Origin of the sequence: Mycobacterium florentinum, assembly GCF_010730355.1 — a bacterium.
Classification (GTDB): Bacteria; Actinomycetota; Actinomycetes; order Mycobacteriales; family Mycobacteriaceae; genus Mycobacterium; species Mycobacterium florentinum.
On the sequence record NZ_AP022576.1, the window covers coordinates 4,228,243 to 4,243,987 of the forward strand.

The 15,745-nt window shown below is 68.4% G+C and carries 14 protein-coding genes; 5 read left to right on the forward strand and 9 right to left on the reverse strand.

Annotated features, from left to right (window positions below):
- Positions 1–16: 16 nt before the first annotated feature.
- Complete coding sequence (locus G6N55_RS20025) at positions 17–967, forward strand: glycerophosphodiester phosphodiesterase (protein WP_085223917.1); 951 nt, start codon at positions 17–19, stop codon at positions 965–967.
- Here G6N55_RS20025 and G6N55_RS20030 read toward each other — a convergent pair.
- Positions 964–2,349, reverse strand: coding sequence for an FAD-dependent oxidoreductase (locus tag G6N55_RS20030; RefSeq protein WP_139826926.1), 1,386 nt, complete (start codon positions 2,347–2,349; stop codon positions 964–966). The two genes, G6N55_RS20025 and G6N55_RS20030, sit on opposite strands and share 4 nt — an antisense overlap.
- A gap of 170 nt (positions 2,350–2,519) precedes the next feature.
- On the opposite strand from G6N55_RS20030, the gene G6N55_RS20035 reads away from it, so the two are divergent.
- Positions 2,520–5,144, forward strand: coding sequence for a LuxR C-terminal-related transcriptional regulator (locus G6N55_RS20035; protein ID WP_232078797.1), 2,625 nt, complete (start codon positions 2,520–2,522; stop codon positions 5,142–5,144).
- Positions 5,145–5,235: 91 nt separating this feature from the next.
- Here G6N55_RS20035 and G6N55_RS20040 read toward each other — a convergent pair whose 3' ends face one another.
- From G6N55_RS20040 to G6N55_RS20070, 7 genes are read right to left on the reverse strand one after another with little or no spacing between them, the layout of a single operon-like run.
- On the reverse strand, positions 5,236–6,480 hold the full coding sequence (locus G6N55_RS20040) for an SLC13 family permease (protein ID WP_085223307.1): 1,245 nt from the start codon (positions 6,478–6,480) through the stop codon (positions 5,236–5,238).
- A gap of 3 nt (positions 6,481–6,483) precedes the next feature.
- Positions 6,484–7,404, reverse strand: coding sequence for an MBL fold metallo-hydrolase (locus tag G6N55_RS20045; RefSeq protein ID WP_085223309.1), 921 nt, complete (start codon positions 7,402–7,404; stop codon positions 6,484–6,486).
- Positions 7,404–8,162, reverse strand: a complete 759-nt coding sequence (locus tag G6N55_RS20050) for a LamB/YcsF family protein (RefSeq protein ID WP_085223311.1) — start codon at positions 8,160–8,162, stop codon at positions 7,404–7,406. Before G6N55_RS20050 ends, G6N55_RS20045 begins: the two co-directional genes overlap by 1 nt.
- Before the next feature lie 9 nt (positions 8,163–8,171).
- Positions 8,172–8,360 (reverse strand): sensor domain-containing protein, encoded by a 189-nt coding sequence (locus tag G6N55_RS20055; RefSeq protein WP_308206490.1) that lies wholly within the window; start codon positions 8,358–8,360, stop codon positions 8,172–8,174.
- 6 nt (positions 8,361–8,366) lie between these two features.
- The gene (locus G6N55_RS20060; protein ID WP_085223315.1) at positions 8,367–9,227 is read right to left on the reverse strand and encodes a metal ABC transporter permease; all 861 of its coding nucleotides are present in this window, start codon (positions 9,225–9,227) and stop codon (positions 8,367–8,369) included.
- Positions 9,224–10,051, reverse strand: a complete 828-nt coding sequence (locus G6N55_RS20065) for a metal ABC transporter ATP-binding protein (protein WP_085223317.1) — start codon at positions 10,049–10,051, stop codon at positions 9,224–9,226. Before G6N55_RS20065 ends, G6N55_RS20060 begins: the two co-directional genes overlap by 4 nt.
- On the reverse strand, positions 10,038–10,979 hold the full coding sequence (locus tag G6N55_RS20070) for a metal ABC transporter solute-binding protein, Zn/Mn family (protein ID WP_085223319.1): 942 nt from the start codon (positions 10,977–10,979) through the stop codon (positions 10,038–10,040). The genes G6N55_RS20065 and G6N55_RS20070 overlap by 14 nt, the downstream gene beginning before the upstream one ends.
- Before the next feature lie 149 nt (positions 10,980–11,128).
- Between G6N55_RS20070 and G6N55_RS20075 the strand changes: the two genes are divergently transcribed.
- Positions 11,129–12,208 carry a LacI family DNA-binding transcriptional regulator gene (locus G6N55_RS20075; protein WP_085223921.1) on the forward strand — a complete coding sequence of 360 codons (1,080 nt, stop codon included), beginning with the start codon at positions 11,129–11,131 and terminating at the stop codon, positions 12,206–12,208.
- 7 nt (positions 12,209–12,215) lie between these two features.
- On the opposite strand, the gene kstR is transcribed toward G6N55_RS20075, so the two are convergent.
- On the reverse strand, positions 12,216–12,815 hold the full coding sequence (kstR, locus tag G6N55_RS20080; protein ID WP_163667428.1) for a cholesterol catabolism transcriptional regulator KstR: 600 nt from the start codon (positions 12,813–12,815) through the stop codon (positions 12,216–12,218).
- A gap of 272 nt (positions 12,816–13,087) precedes the next feature.
- On the opposite strand from kstR, the gene G6N55_RS20085 reads away from it, so the two are divergent.
- Both G6N55_RS20085 and G6N55_RS20090 read left to right on the forward strand, forming a co-directional pair.
- Positions 13,088–15,232: an acyl-CoA dehydrogenase gene (locus G6N55_RS20085; RefSeq protein ID WP_085223323.1), complete on the forward strand. Its 2,145-nt coding sequence runs from the start codon at positions 13,088–13,090 to the stop codon at positions 15,230–15,232.
- A gap of 168 nt (positions 15,233–15,400) precedes the next feature.
- A complete protein-coding gene (locus G6N55_RS20090; RefSeq protein WP_085223325.1) occupies positions 15,401–15,727 on the forward strand; it encodes a hypothetical protein in 327 nt (108 codons plus the stop codon).
- The last annotated feature ends 18 nt before the right edge of the window (positions 15,728–15,745 follow it).

A 15,745-nucleotide genomic window follows, 5' to 3' on the forward strand; every position in this document is an offset into this window, starting at 1 on the left:
CGCCCGCCTGGGCGCCATGCTGATCGCCGTCGCGTTGCTGATGCCGCTGCCGGTGTCCGGTGCGCAAGCGCCCGCCTTCGATCTTCAGGCCCATCGCGGTGGGCGCGGTGAAACCACCGAGGAATCGCTGCGCGCCTTCGCCAAATCGCTCGAACTCGGAGTCAGCACACTCGAACTCGACATCGTCATCACCGCGGACGGACAACCCCTGGTATGGCACGACCCGACGATCGACGCGCAGAAATGTGCCGACACGGGGCCGGCATTCGCGGGCGACCCGCAATACCCCTATGTCGGCAAGCTGGTGCACGAGCTCACCCTGGCGCAGATCCACACCCTGGATTGCGGGCGCTTACTAGACGAGTTTCCGCGCGCGGAAGTGCTGCGGGGCAACAAGATAGCGACCCTGCCGCAGGTCTTCGCACTCGCCGACTCGTATCAAGCCGCGGTGCGCTACAACATCGAGGCCAAGGTGGAGGCCGACCAGCCGGGCAGATCGGCCGAACCGCAACAGTTCGTGGACGTCATACTCGCGGCCGTTAGGTCGGCGGGCAAGGTCTCTTCCGTTGAGATTCAGAGCTTCGACTGGCGCACCCTGCCGATGGTGCACCAGGCCGAACCGTCGATTCCGTTGGTGGCCTTGTACAACGAGGAGACCTGGGTGCCGGGTTCGCCGTGGCTGGCCGGCATCAACGCCGCGGTCGTCGGCGACGCGATGGTCGGCGCTTTGATGACGGGGGCAAACATCGTCTCTCCCCGATACCAGCTCGTCGCCGGCAAGCCGTACGTCGACCACGCACATGCTTTGGGGCTCAAGGTTATTCCCTGGACCGTCAACGACACCGGCGCGATGCGCGACCAAATCGGCTACGGCGTCGACGGCATCATCACCGACTATCCCGCGCTGCTGCGCGGTGTGATGGCCGACCTCGGCATGCCGTTGCCGCCGGCCTGTCACCGCGGTTAGACGGCCACGCTGCGGACCAGTCCGGCTTCGTACTGCACGCTGGGGCGCGGGCGTCTGCGGTTGGCGAGGGCAGCCCGCCACAGCATGCCCGGGCGAAGCAGCCGAGCGGCGGGTTCGACGAGCGAGGTCACCCTGAAGAATTGATTGAGCGCGGCGGGGTCGTATTCGGCCGCGGTGAGCACCCGATCGACGTACGCGTTGAGCAGCCGGGTGAGCACCGGCGGGGTGCCCTCGATTTCGGGCAGGCAGAGGTCAGGATTGGCCGACAGTTCCCAGGCCGTGCGGATCGGGATTGCCGCGGCCTGGAAGAACCGCCGCGCCAAATTGACTGTGCCGCGGGATAAGCAGTCGCGCAGCGCCAACGCCTCGAGCGCGGCCACCGTCATGCCCTGGCCGTAGATCGGGTTGAAACTGCAGATCGCGTCGCCGATGACCAGCAGGCCCTGGGGGAATCGCCGCAACTTGTCGTAGCGGCGCCACCGGCTGGACGGCTGACGATGCCGCGTGGGCTCTCCGATGGGTTTGGCTGCCTTTACCGCGGCCAGCAGCTGGGGCGGGGCAATGTCCTCGACGAATTCGCACATCGACCTCAGGTCGGGGTGTGGCCCGTGACTGGCTATCCCGAACACGGTGAACACCCAGGTGTCGTTCTCCGTATGCAGAATCGCCAGCCCGCGCGGCCGGCCCGGCACCGGTCCGACGAGGAAACCGAGTTCGTGCAGCGCATCCGGTGCCATGCTCAGCAACTGGCTCACGTAGGTCAGCTCCACCATGACCTGGTCCTCGCGTGTGCGGTCGTAGCCCAGTGCGTCCAGCCAGGTCGGCGTGCGGGCGGCTCGTCCGGTCGCGTCGACCACCAAATCGGCCCGCAGCGTGAGTTCTTCGCCGCTGCGACGGCCGACGACCCGCGCCCCGGTGACGCGATGGTGGTCCGGTGTCGCGGTCAATTCCACGATGTCGTGCTCGTCGAGCAGCGTCACGTTACCGATGGTGCGCAGCCGCGCGCGGACGTGGTCCTCCAGGAAAGGCCGGGTGGCGAGGTAGGCGGTACATCCGGTGGCGCTGCCGCTGCGGGCCAGCAGATGCCCGCCCACGTTGTAGTGCAGCTGTGACAAGTCCCGGCCGTCCATGTAATGCGCGCCGTCGACGACGAGCTCGTCGAGGATGCCGGGGAAGAATTCCTCGATTACCTGCGCACCGCGCGGCAGCAGGGCGTGCAAGTGCCTGCCCTGGGGCACACCCCGGCGCGGGACGCCGGTGTCGGGCAGCGGGTCGCGTTCCACCACCGTCACCGCGTCGAAGAACTCGCTGAGCGACCGCGCGGCCAGCAGACCGGCCATGCTCGCTCCCAATACCACCGCGTGATTGCCGATCCCCGCCATAGCCCACCGCCTCTGCTGAGCGTTTGTCTGACGAAAGCAATGCTGGCGGCGGCCGACTCGCGGCGGCAGCGTAGTCGACTACGCCACCCGTACATGTCCACTACACATCGGCCCACCGAAACGTCGGCAAAGCGCCCCGCCCGATGCGTATGCATGGATATAGTCGCCGAGTGATCGGCGCTGAGCCGCTGACCGGGCGTGACAGTGAATTGGGAAGCATTCGCCGCGCCCTCAGTGCGGTGGGCAATCACTCGGGCGTGGTAATCGCCGGAGCCGCCGGCGTGGGCAAGACTTGGCTGGCCCACGAGGCGCTGCGGCGCGCCGCGGCGGCGGGGGAGCGGACGAAGTGGATCGTCGGCACCGATTCGGCGCACGCGCTACCGCTGGGCGCGTTCATCGGCTCGCTGGGCGAAGCGATGTCGAATCCGTTGACCGATGTCCAGCGGGTGATCAATTCGTTTGTCGCGCAACAGCGTCGGGGCCGGGTGGTGGTCGGGGTCGACGACGCGCACCTGCTGGACGGATTGTCTGCCCTCGTCGTCCATCAGCTGGCCCAGTCGGGTGGGGTCCGACTGGTGGTCACAATCCGCACCGGGAGCGACGAACCCGACGCGGTGACGGCGCTGTGGAAGGACGGCCCGCTGCAACGGCTCGATCTGGAACCGCTCTCGGCCGCGGCGACGCGTGAGGTCATCGAGAGCAAGCTGGACGGTCCGGTCGACGCGCGCAGTGCGGCCCGGTTCCAAAAGCTCACCGGTGGGAACGCCCTGTTCCTGCGGCAGCTGCTGGCCGATCAGGTGGCCGCGGGACGGATGCGTAAGACGGCCGGGGTATGGATGTGGGACGGCGATGTCGCGGTCTCGGCGAGCCTGTCCGACACGCTGGGTCGCCAAATGGGTCGCCTGAGCCCGGGGATGGCGATGGTGGTCGACACGCTGTCGCAATGTGAGCCGCTGGCCGTCGGCGTGCTGTGCGATCTGGTGGACCGCAGCGACCTGGCCGCCGCCGAGCGGCTGGGCCTGGTGAGCGTCGAACGCACCGCCGCCGGCCTGACGGCCCGGCTCGCGCACCCGCTCTTCGGCGAGCTGCGCCGCGCGAGCGCCGGCGAGCTGTATCTCTCGGAAATCCGGGGCAGGCTCGCGACGCGGTTGGGCAACGACGGCGACGCCGACATGCAAGCCACCGTTCGCCGAGCACTGCTGCGTCTCGAGTCGGATCTCGATCCCGATCCCGGGCTCTACCTGGAATCGGCGCGCCACGCCATGACGCTGCTCGATCTGGATCTGGCCGACCGGTTCGCCACTGCGGCCACGCAAGCCGGCGCGCCCGGGGCGGCCGGTTTGCGCGCCATGAACCTGGCGTTGCTCGGACGCGGCGAGGCGGCAGAGGCGGCGTTACGCGAGTTGGCGGACGGCGACGTGCCGGACAGCCACCACTGGGCGACGCTGCGAGCGGCCAACCTCATTTGGATGCTGAGCAATCCGCGGGATGCGGCCGCGATCCTCGACGGCCTCGCCTCGGCAGCCGAGAGTCCCGCGCAGCTGGCGGAGCGGCTGGCGGTGCAAGCGTGCGTGGACGCGGTGTCGGCGCGGTGTGAGCTTGCGGCCGAAAATGCCCGTGCCGCACTGGCTTTCCCCGAGTTGCCGGGATTTCACGCGATGATGGCCTCGGTCGCGTTGATCATGTCGATGGGAGCGCTGGGACAGGTCGACGAGCTGACCGATGTGGCTCACCATGCGCTGCATCGCGCGACGACATCTTTTCAGGCGTCTCCCATGCGGTTTTGGTTCGGCGCGGTGTACGGCCGCGCCTGCCGGCTGACCGGACGAATCGGCGAATTTGTACATGCGGCAAGGCAACTGGCCGACGGGGCCCGTGACATCCCCGGGCTGGCCTACGCGAATCTCGCCTCGCTGTCCGCCGGCGCCGAACTGGCCCGAGGCTCGGTCGCCGAGGCGGCTCGGCTGATACACGAAGCCGTTGCCGGGGTGCAAATACACGCCGTCACAACGGGTTTACGGCCCGCGAGCTATTTCGCGCTCACCGAGGCGCACGCCAAGCTCGGCCAAGCCGACGAAGCCAATGACGCTCTCGCCGCGGCACGATCGTGCGTTTCCCCGGATTATCTGTTCATGCAAACCGCCCTGTCCCTGGCCGAGGGCTGGGCGATGGCGGCAAACGGCCACTTGACCGAGGCCGTAGCGTGCGTACTGGACGCGGCCCGGCTGGCTCGCGAGCGCCGCCAGCCCACGCACGAACTGGCCTGCATCCAGGCCGCGGCGCAATGGGGCGATGCCTCGCAGGCGCCACGGGCGCGGGAGCTGGCCGACCTGTTGCCGCTGCCGCTGAGCGACGCCGTCGTGTCGCATGTGGCGGCGCTGCTGGCTTGCGACGGCGAGGGTCTGCTCGCGGCCTCGGCGGCCTACCGGGCGATCGGTGATCGGGTCGCGGCCGCCGACGCGGCGGCGCAGGCCTCCGTTGCGTTCGACGAATGCCAGCACCATCGCCGCGGCATGTATGCCGCGGCGCTGGCCCGGGAATTGGCCGATGAATGTGGCGGGTTGCACACGCCGGCGCTGCGGACTCCGACGGGGATCAAGCTCTCGGGTCGCCAGCGCGACGTCGTCGAACTCGTCGTGGCCGGTCTGTCCAACCGCGACATCGCCGAGCAGCTGGTGATGTCGGTGCGCACCGTCGAGGGCCACGTGTACCGGGCCTGCCAGCGGGTTGGGGCGCAGTCGCGCGAGGAGCTGGCGTCGATCATTCGATCGGGACCCTGCGCCGGACCGAGCTGACCCATCGCCGTTCACGGTCGTCGCTGCCGAGCCCGTCCCCGCCCACATTTATCTTCGGGCGAAGACGGCAGTGCATGTCTGATCGCGGCGTTTAGGTGATGCCCAGCAGCCGCGCGGACCCCCACAGCGCAACGACCGCCACCACCAGGGCCGGCGGCACCGTGCACACCCCCAAGCGGGTGTACTCGCCGACGCCGGCCTCGACGTTGTTCTGGCGAAGCACCCGCCGCCACAAAAGGTTTGACAGCGAACCGACATAGGTCAGGTTGGGCCCGATGTTGACCCCGATCAGCACCGCCAGGACCGCAACCGGCCCGGCGGGGGCGACCAGCGGCAACAGCACCAGCGTTGCGGGCAGATTGTTGACGATGTTGGCCAGCACGGCGGCCACCGTGGCGATGGCAAGCAACGCGGGCAGCCCCGACCCGTGCGGAAGCACCGCGGACATCACCCGGTCCATCCCGTTGCGCGTCACCGCTTGCACCACGACGCCCAGCGCCAGCACGAACACCAGAAACGAAACCTGGGCCGAGCGCAGGATTTCCACCACCGTCGTGTGGCGGCGGCGCAGGCTGCGCACCGCCAGCACCGACGCGCCGGCCAGCGCCACCCACGCGGGGGCCACCCCCAGCGGCTCGGAGAACGCGAACCCGGCCAGCGTCAGCGCCACGACCACCAACACGAATACCGGGGGCCGCGGCGCCGGGCCGAGTTGCTCCGGGTTGGGGGCGACGCGCAGATCGCGGGCGAAAAAGCCACGGAAGACCAGGTACAGCGTGGCGACCGTGGCCAGCCAGGGCAGCGCCATCATCAGGGTGAACTGGGTGAAGGAGACCTTCGCGACGTGGAATGCCAGCAGGTTGGTCAGGTTGGACACCGGGAGCAGCAGCGAGGCGCCGTTGGCGAGGTGTGCCGTCGCATAGGCATAGGGGCGCAAGGGAGTTCGTAGCCGGCGCACCGCGGCCAGCACCACCGGGGTCAGCAACACCACGGTCGCGTCCAGGCTCAGGACGGCGGTGATGGTGGCGGCGATGACGAACACGTGCCGCAGCAGACCGTGCGAGCCGCGGGGTGTGCGCGCGATCGCCGCGCCCGCCGCCTCGAACAACCCTTCCTCGTCGCACAGTTTGGCCAGCACCAGCACCGCGCCCAGAAACGCGACCACACCCGACAACCCGGCGACCTGCTGGGCCGCCTGGTGGACCGAGATCGCGCCGATCGCAATCACGATGAGCGCGGCCGGCACCGCGGCCAGCGCCTCTGGCCAGCCCCGCGGGCGCGCGACGGCGAACCCCAGGACCACGGCAAGCAGCAGCAGCGAGACGGTTAACGCCAAGGTCTAGACCATCCAAGGGTTTTCGCGCCGCCACACCGTCGGCATGTGCAGCGCGACACCGTCGCGCGCGGCCAGCTCGTCGAGCACCCGGATGGACACGTCCAGGTCGTCACCCGCATACGGCAAGGCCCGCAACGGCTTTGACAGCGGACGAAAGAAGTCGTCCCAGTGGATGAGGATCACCCGGCGCGCCCCCACCGCTTGCACGGTCTGCGCCCAGTAGTCGAGCAGGTAGGACCGCGGCCGCAGACCCAGCTGACCGACGGACAGGTAGACGGCATCGGCGCGCTGTCCGGCCAGCGCGCCCTCGACGAAGCCGGCGCTGCCCTGAATCAGCAGCCGCCGATCCGACGGCAGGTGATGGATCAGGGTCGACCACGACTCGCCGCAGCGATACGCCGACACCTTCACCGGCGGCACCAGTGGCGTGTCGATCACGCCGGGGAACCGGTCGGGCGGACAGTGGTGAGATTCAACCAGCGTTACGTCGAAGGCGCCCAACCGAATTGGTTCGCCCGGGACCGCGACGATCAGGCGGTCCTCCGGCAGGCCGTATCCGCGACCGACGTTGGCCGCCGACTCACCCCCGACCAGCTGCGCGCCGGTGCGGTCGGCGACCAGTGCGGAATCCATGACGTGGTCGACGTGGGTGTGCACCGGGATGACGGCTGCCAGCCGCGACACCTTGGCCCGGGCCAGGCAGCCGTCCACGCGCACCGCCGACGGCGACAGCTTGCCGGCGGCGACCTGCGCCAGGCTGGGCCGCGAGAAGTAGCCGTCGGTCATCAGTGCCGACGAGCCGTCGTCGATCAGCAGTGTCGCCACACCCATCCAGGTCGCCGAGAGCCCGTCGGCTTCCGCGGCCGGCATGTCGAAGCGATCCGAATAGTGGGCGATGTCGGGGCGACCGAGTTTCAGCCGCATCAGCAGAACGGCCTGACGTCGATGCCCGCGGCTTCGAGCTGATCGCGGACCGCGGTGGCGATCTGCACCGCTCCGGGTGAATCACCGTGCACGCAGATCGATTCCACGCTCACCGAAATCTGGGTGCCGTCGATGGCGGTGACCTGTCCGGACGACGCCATGGTCACCACGCGCTGCGCGATCGCTGCCGGATCATCCAGCACGGCGCCCGGTTCGCGACGGGAGACCAGCTGGCCGTCGGGCCGGTAGGCACGATCGGCGAATGCCTCTGCGACGGTGTGCAATCCGGCGCGCGCGGCCTCGTCGAAGAACGCCGACCCGGGCATGCCCAGCACCGGCAGCCCAGCATCCACCAGATACACCGCCGATGCGACCGCGGCGGCCTGGTCACGATTGGTCACGATCGTGTTGTACAGCGCGCCATGGGGTTTGACGTAAGACACCGTCGAGCCGGCCGCGTGCGCGATCGCCTGCAACGCACCGATCTGGTACACGATGTCGGCGACGAGATCCTCGACGGCGACGTCGATGAAGCGCCGGCCGAACCCGGCCAGGTCGCGATAGCTGACTTGAGCTCCGATGCGCACGCCACGCTCGGCGGCCAGCCGGCAGACCCGCAACAGGCTGGCGGGATCTCCCGCGTGGAAACCGCACGCGACGTTGGCGCTCGTGACGATTCCGAGCATGGCATCGTCGTCGCCCAGGCGCCACACGCCAAAGCCCTCACCCAGGTCGGCGTTCAGGTCGATAGCGGCCACCTGCCTAGCTTATTGCGGAATCTTGGCGACGATTTGGTCGAGGAGGTTGTTGGCCGCCGAATCGGTGTCCTTGTTGAGCAGGCAGACCCGGGCCTCGACGACAACGGAATCCTGCACGGCCATCGCGTGCGAGCAGCCCCACCGGGGGTCCTCCTCCTGGCGCATCGACAATTCCATGCGCGAGCCGCTGACCCGCAAGTCGTTTTAAGTGCTGGCCTCCCGCCGTCGTCCCGCCAGCCAGCAAAATAGATAGATCAGAAACGAGATCGTTGCGACGAAAACCGACACCGGGACGCCGGGCGCCAGCGACAGCACGATGCCGCCCACCGCGGCGACCTCGGCGAAGATCACCGAGGCGACGATGGCCGCCGCCGGCGAGGCGACCACCCGGGCGGCCGAGGCCGCCGGCGTGATCAGCAACGACATCACCAGCAGCGCACCGACGATCTGTACGGCCTGCGCGGCCACCACACCGACCAGCGCGGCGAACACAATGCCCAGCGCCCGCACCGGAACCCCGCGGGCCACCGCGACGTCGGGGTCGACGGTGGCGAACAGCAGCGGCCGATAGCACGTCGCCAGCACGCCGATGACCAGCAGGCAAACCAGCGCCAGCGTCGCCAGTCCGGTGTAGCCCACCCCGACGATCTGACCGGTGAGCAACGCGAAGCTCGTCGTCGTGCGTCCCGGGTAGAGGTAGATGAACAGCACCGCCAGGCCCAGCCCGAACGCCAGCACCACCCCGGTCACCGAATCGCGCTCCCGGGCCCGCTGGCCGAGCACGCCGAACAGTGCGGCCGCCACGGCGCTGCCGATCAGCGCGCCCAGGCCCACTTGGAACCCGACCAGTAACGCGAATGCCGCTCCGGTCAACGACAATTCGCTCGATCCGTGCACGGCGAACGACATCTGGCGCATCACGATGAACGGGCCGATCAGCCCGGCCACCAGTCCCAGCAGGGCCGCCGCCAGCAGTGCCTGCTGGACGAAGTCGTGGTTCAGCAGACGGGCGGTGATGTCGAACGAGAGCAGGTGATCCAGCACGTCGGAGAGCTGGTTGTTCATAAGGCGTATCCGCTGTCCTCGCCGATCACCACATAGCGGTCATTGACCTTCACCACCTGAATGTCGGCGCGGTACAACGTGGACAGCGTTTCGGTGTTCATTACCTGGTCTACGGTGCCGATCCGGAAGCGGCCGTCGACCAGGTACAGCACCCGGTCGACGTACGGCAGGATCGTGTTGATCTCGTGGGTCACCACCATGACCGTGGTGTTGGCCTCCCGGCGGCGGCGGTCGATCAGTGCGGCGACCAGCTTGGCGTTGGCCGGGTCCAGAGTCAGCAGCGGCTCGTCGCACAGCAGCAGCATCGGGTCGCTGGCCAGGGCCTGCGCGATGCGCATCCGCTGCAACTCCCCGCCCGACATCAGCCCGACGCGGACGTCGGCCAGCGGCTCGCCGTTGACCTGTGCCAGCGCCTGCTGCACGGCCAGCCGGCGGCGGCCGCGCTCGGCGGAGCGCAACGGCATGACGCCCCAGCGGTTCCCGTCGATACCCAGCCGGACCAGGTCGCGCCCGACCAGCATCACGTCCCGGTCGATCGGACGGTGTTGCGGCACATAGCCGATGTCGCCGCTGCCCGAGGTGACTTCCTTGCCGCCCACCAGTGCGGCGCCGGCGCTCAGCAGCAGTTGTCCGAGCAGCACCTTGAGCAGTGAGGTCTTGCCGGTGCCGTTCGGGCCGAGCACCGCGATGAACTCACCCGGCGACACCGACAGGTCGAGGTCGTCCCACAGGACACGATCGCCGAACGCCAGCCGGGCGCCGGTCAGCGACACCGCGGGTGGCTGCCGCTCGGTCGCCTCGACCGCTTGGTCAATTACGGGCATTGTCCCGGCTCGATCGCAGCGCGGTCTGCAGCGCCTCGACGGTGTTGCGCTGCCAGGTCAGGTAGTCGGCGCCGTCGGGCAGCGTCTCGGTCACCAGCGTGACGGGGACGCCCGCACGTCGTGCCGCATCCTGCAGGCCGCTGATCGCGGGCGTGGCCGTCTGCGGGTTGACGAGCACCGCCGCGACTTGGTGACGGTTGACCAGGTCGAGGACGAACGCCATGTCGGCCGGCGAGGGATCGGTGCCGTTTTCGTTGGCCGACATGAAACTCTCGGGAGTGCGATCCACCAATCCGGTGGCCTTCAGCAGGTAGAAGGCGACGGGTTCGGTCGCGACGACGGAGGTGTTGGGGAACGTGTTGCCGATGCCGCGTTCGGAACCGGCGATCACGTCGGCGTCGCGGCCGAATGCGGCGGCGTTGGCCCGGTAGTCGTTCGCGTTGTCCGCGTCGATGGCCGAGAGCCGTTCGGCGATGGCGTTAGCGACGGTCTTGGCGACACCGAGGTCGTAGAAGACGTGTTCGTTGGCGGGATTTCCGTTGTCCGCCTTGGGGGCGAACGAGTAGGCGTCCAGCGACTTGATGTTCGAGTGCCCGTTCAGCACCTGCGTGGCCCAGGGGTCGTAGCCGCCGCCGTTGTAGACCACCAATCCGGCGTCCAGGATCGCGGCGGCGTCCGAGGCACTGGCCTGATAGGTGTGTGGATCGATGGTCGCGCCGGACAGGATCCACTTGACGTTGATATGCCGTCCGGCGACAACCTGGGCGACGCTGCCCCACACATCGGTGGAGGCCACCACGCCCGCCCCGTGCTGGTGCGCGGAACCGGCGACCCCGCAGCCCGCGATGGCCGTCGCGCCGATCACGCACGCGACGGCCAGGGCCGGCAGGAAGCGGGATCGCCGACATTTCCCGACAAGTTGTCCCATTCATGTCCCATCAGCGTCGCCTGCGGGTGTGAAATTCCGGTGGCTGCCCGGGCCGCAGGCTCGTAATACTAATGAAAATCGTTTCCATTAGAAACTAGCAGATCGCGGCGACGTACGCGCGGGCAGGGATGGCGGTAGCGTCGGCGAACGTGAGTCCCACCCCGCGCCGGCGTGCGACTCTGGCGTCGTTGGCGGCCGAACTCAAGGTTTCGCGGACCACCATCTCGAACGCCTTCAACCGGCCGGATCAGCTCTCGCCCGATCTTCGCGAGCGGGTGCTCGCCACGGCCAAGCGGCTGGGCTACGCCGGCCCCGACCCGGTGGCGCGCTCGTTGCGAACCCGCAAGGCCGGTGCGGTCGGGCTGTTGATGGCCGAACCGCTGACCTATTTCTTCAGCGACCCGGCGGCGCGCGATTTCGTGACGGGTGTGGCGCAATCGTGCGAAGAGCAGGGGCAGGGCCTGCTGCTGGTCGCCGTCGGACCCAGCCGCAGCGCCCAGGACGGCGAGGCCGCGGTGCTAGCGGCCGGGGTGGACGGCTTCGTGGTGTATTCGGTCCGCGACGAGGATCCCTACCTGCAGGTGGTGCTGCAGCGGCGGGTGCCGGTGGTGGTGGTCGACCAGCCCAAGGGCCTGTCCGGGGTGTCGCGGGTCGGCATCGACGACCGGGCGGCGATGCGCGAAATCGCCGAATACATGCTGGGCCTGGGGCATCGCGAGATCGGGCTGCTGACGATGCGGCTGGGACGAGAGCGCCGCCAAGCCCTGGCGGACGCCGAGCGGCTGCGCTCGCAGACTTTCGACGTGCAGCGCGAGCGCATCGCCGGCGTGTGGGACGCCATGCGGGCCGCCGGCGTGGACCCCGACTCGCTGACCGTGGTGGAGAGCTATGAGCACCTGCCGACGTCGGGAGGCGAGGCGGCCAAGGTGGCCCTGGAGGCCAATCCGCGGATCACCGCATTGATGTGCACAGCGGACATTTTGGCGCTGTCGGCGATGGATTACCTTCGGGCACATGGCATTTACGTGCCTGGCCAGATGAGCGTCACCGGATTCGACGGGGTGCCCGAGGCGATCAGCCGCGGTTTGACGACGGTGTCGCAGCCCAGCCTGCGCAAAGGGCACCGGGCCGGGGAGCTACTGCTCAACCCGCCGCGGTCCGGCCTGCCGGTCGTCGAGCTGCTGGACACCGAGCTGATCCGGGGCCGCACCTCCGGTCCGCCGGTCTAGGCGCCTGCTAGGTCGATTCCTGGTCGCCGATCAGCAACCGCACGGCCAGGTCGAGTCGCTTGCTGACGTCGGTCGCCGAGGCGCGCCGGGTCAGCCAGGCCAACAGGTTCGACAGCCACACGTCGGAGATCACCCGGGCGATGTGGTACTGGTCCTCGGTCGGTTCGCCGTCACTCATTGCGCGGGCGAACATGCTGTCGATCAGCTTTTCCACCTGGTCGACCTCGCTGGCCGCCGACGCGTCGGCGAAGACGTAGGCGCGCGTCATCGCCTCGGTGAGCAGCGGGTTGCGCTGCATCGCGCGGTTGAGCTTGCCGACCATGAAATTCAGCCGCTGGAACGGCGTGCCGCCCGCCATCGCGGAGCGGTCGGTTTTCGCGTCGATGCGACCGAACTCCCGGCCCAGGGCCGATACCAGCAAGTGCACCTTCGAGGGGAAGTACCGGTACAGCGTCCCGACCGCCACGTCCGCCCGATCTGCCACCGCGCGCATCTGAACTGCCTCGTAGCCGCCCTTGGACGCGATTGCCATGGTGGCGTCCAGGATGCGCTTGCGACGCTCGCGTTGTGCCTCCGAGCCCAGCTCGGATTCGGCCAGTACTGCCACGTTCATGACCTCGCGTGGTTGCGAGTCAGAAACGTTGCCCGAGTTGGGGTTCGCTGATGACATCTGACGGGTTGCTCCTCTTTCGGGTGGTTCGTTCGCAAACGATAACCAAGTCTTTTGTGAATTTCCCACCTCCATCCCGCCGGGGCAGCGAGTTGTCCTGCTGTAATGGCGTTCGACTTGACGGTCGATCGCTGGCACTATTAGAACACGTTCTAGTGGGCTGTAGCGCCCCTAATGGTCACGTTCAATCAAGCACACGGAGGGCCCCGGTGGTAGCGACCGTCACTGACGAACAGTTCGCGGCGCGTGAGTTGGTCCGCGACTGGGCCCGCAATACGACGTCCGGCCCGGGTGGGACCGTCGCGATCCGCGAGGTCGAGCAGGGCAAAGCCGACGCCTGGCGGCCGGTGTTCGCCCGGCTGGCCGGCCTCGGCCTGTTCGGGGTCACCATCTCCGAGGATGACGGTGGGGCCGGCGGCAGCATCGAGGACCTGTGCGCGATGGTCGAGGAGGCGGCCAAGGCGCTGGTGCCCGGGCCGATCGCCCCCACCGCGCTGGCCACCCTGGTTGTCACCGAGCCCGAAGTGCTCGCCGCGCTCGCCTCGGGTGAGCGTTTCGCCGGTTTGGCGCTCGAGGGTGACGTGCAGTTCGACGGCCAGCGGGCATCGGGCACCGTCGACTTCGTGCTGGGCGGCGCCGACGGTGCGCTGTTGCTGCTGCCCGCCGGCGACAAGTGGGTCCTCGTCGACACCGGCAGCGACGGCGTGCAGGTCGAGCCGTTGCAGGCCGCCGACTTTTCCCGGCCGCTGGCGCGCGTGGTGCTGACGTCGGCCCCGGCGACCCCGATCGCCGAATCGCGGCAGCGGGTCGCCGACCTGGCCGCGACCCTGCTGGCCGCCGAAGCGGCCGGCATCACCCGCTGGTGCCTGGACACCGCCGTCGACTACGCCAAGGTTCGCGAGCAGTTCGGCAAGCCGATCGGAAGCTTCCAGGCCATCAAGCACCTGTGCGCCGAGATGCTGTGCCGCGCCGAGCAGGCCGAGGTGGCCGCCGCCGATGCGGCCCGGGCCGCATCGGGCGCCGTGGATTCCGAAGAGGCACAACAGTTCTCGATCGCCGCCGCGCTGGCCGCGGGTGTCGCCATCACCGCGGTGAAGGCCAACGTCAAGGACTGCATTCAGGTGCTCGGTGGCATCGGCTGCACCTGGGAACACGACGCGCACCTGTACCTGCGCCGGGCCCACGGCATCGGGCGATTCCTCGGGGGCGCCGAGCGCTGGTTGCGCCGCATCACCGAGCTGACGCAGGACGGGGTGCGCCGCCGCCTGTCCATCGACCTCACCGAGGTCGAGGGGCAGCGCGCCGAGCTCGCCGCGACCGTTGCCGACATCGCGGCGCTGCCTGCCGAGAAGCGGCAGGTCGCCCTGGCCGATTCCGGGCTGCAGGCGCCGCACTGGCCGAAGCCGTACGGGCGCGCCGCGTCGCCGGCCGAGCAACTGCTGATCGACCAGGAGCTGGCCAAGGCCGGCGTTGAGCGACCCGACCTGGTGATCGGCTGGTGGGCGGCGCCGACGATCCTCGAACACGGCACGCCGGAGCAGATCGAGCAGTTCGTGCCGGCCACCACACGCGGCGAATTCCTTTGGTGCCAGCTGTTTTCCGAGCCGGGAGCGGGCTCGGATCTCGCCTCGCTGCGCACCAAGGCGGTGCGCGGGGACGGCGGCTGGTTGCTGACCGGGCAGAAGGTGTGGACCTCGGCGGCGCACAAGGCGCGTTGGGGGGTGTGCCTGGCGCGCACCGATCCCGATGCCCCCAAGCACAAGGGCATCACCTACTTCCTGGTCGACATGAAATCGCCCGGCATCGACATCCGGCCGCTGCGCGAGATCACCGGCGACTCGCTGTTCAACGAGGTGTTCCTGGACAACGTCTTCGTGCCCGACGAGATGGTCGTCGGCGCGGTGAACGACGGCTGGCGGCTGGCCCGCACCACGCTGGCCAACGAGCGGATCGCGATGGCCAGCGGGACGGCGCTGGGCAACCCGATGGAAGAGCTGCTCAAGCTGCTGGCGGCCAGGGACCTCGACGTCGCCGAGCAGGACCGGCTGGGCCGGCTGATCATCTTGGCGCAGACGGGTGCGCTGCTGGACCAGCGCATCGCCCAGCTCGCGGTGGGCGGCCAGGACCCCGGCGCGCAATCCAGCGTGCGCAAGCTCATCGGTGTGCGCTACCGGCAGGCGCTGGCCGAATTCACGATGGACGTCGCCGAGGGCGGGGGACTCGTCGACCGCCGGGCGGACAACGATCGCGCGGTGTTCGACTTCCTCAACACGCGCTGCCTGACTATCGCCGGAGGCACCGAGCAGATCCTGCTGACCGTGGCGGCCGAGCGGCTGCTGGGCCTACCGCGCTGAGCCCTATGAGGTTCGTCCGCAGGACCCCTCCTACTTGCGACTCGAGTGTTAGAGGAATCTGCCAAGTCTGAAGAAGGCAAGCCTGCACGCGTGGTGTCTCGCAAAGCTGACGCGATAATTCTCACCTAGTCTTGCGATATCGATAAGCCTGCACAGAACAGGTTGCTAGTGGCTGAGATCCAGAGCTATCGGCGGCTCGCTGAGGAAGGCGGAAAACAGGTCAGGGAAACGGGATACCGGAAGGAATTGATCGCCGGGCGCACTATCGCTGAGTTCCTGTTGCCGCCGGCCCAGGACGTGCTTGACGATTGGTCGGTAGTGAATTTTCGCGAGCGATATACCGTCGACCGTGCACTTGTTGCATCGAGCGCCGATTCCTTTGTGGGACTGGCTAGTCCGTATCGAGAGCATCTAGGGCAGGCATTCGCGCGGTTCATGATGCGAGTCACTCTTCCCAAAAATCTGAACGAGTTCGAGCAGTATTCGCTCGGATAGGACGTTGTCTGCCTGGGT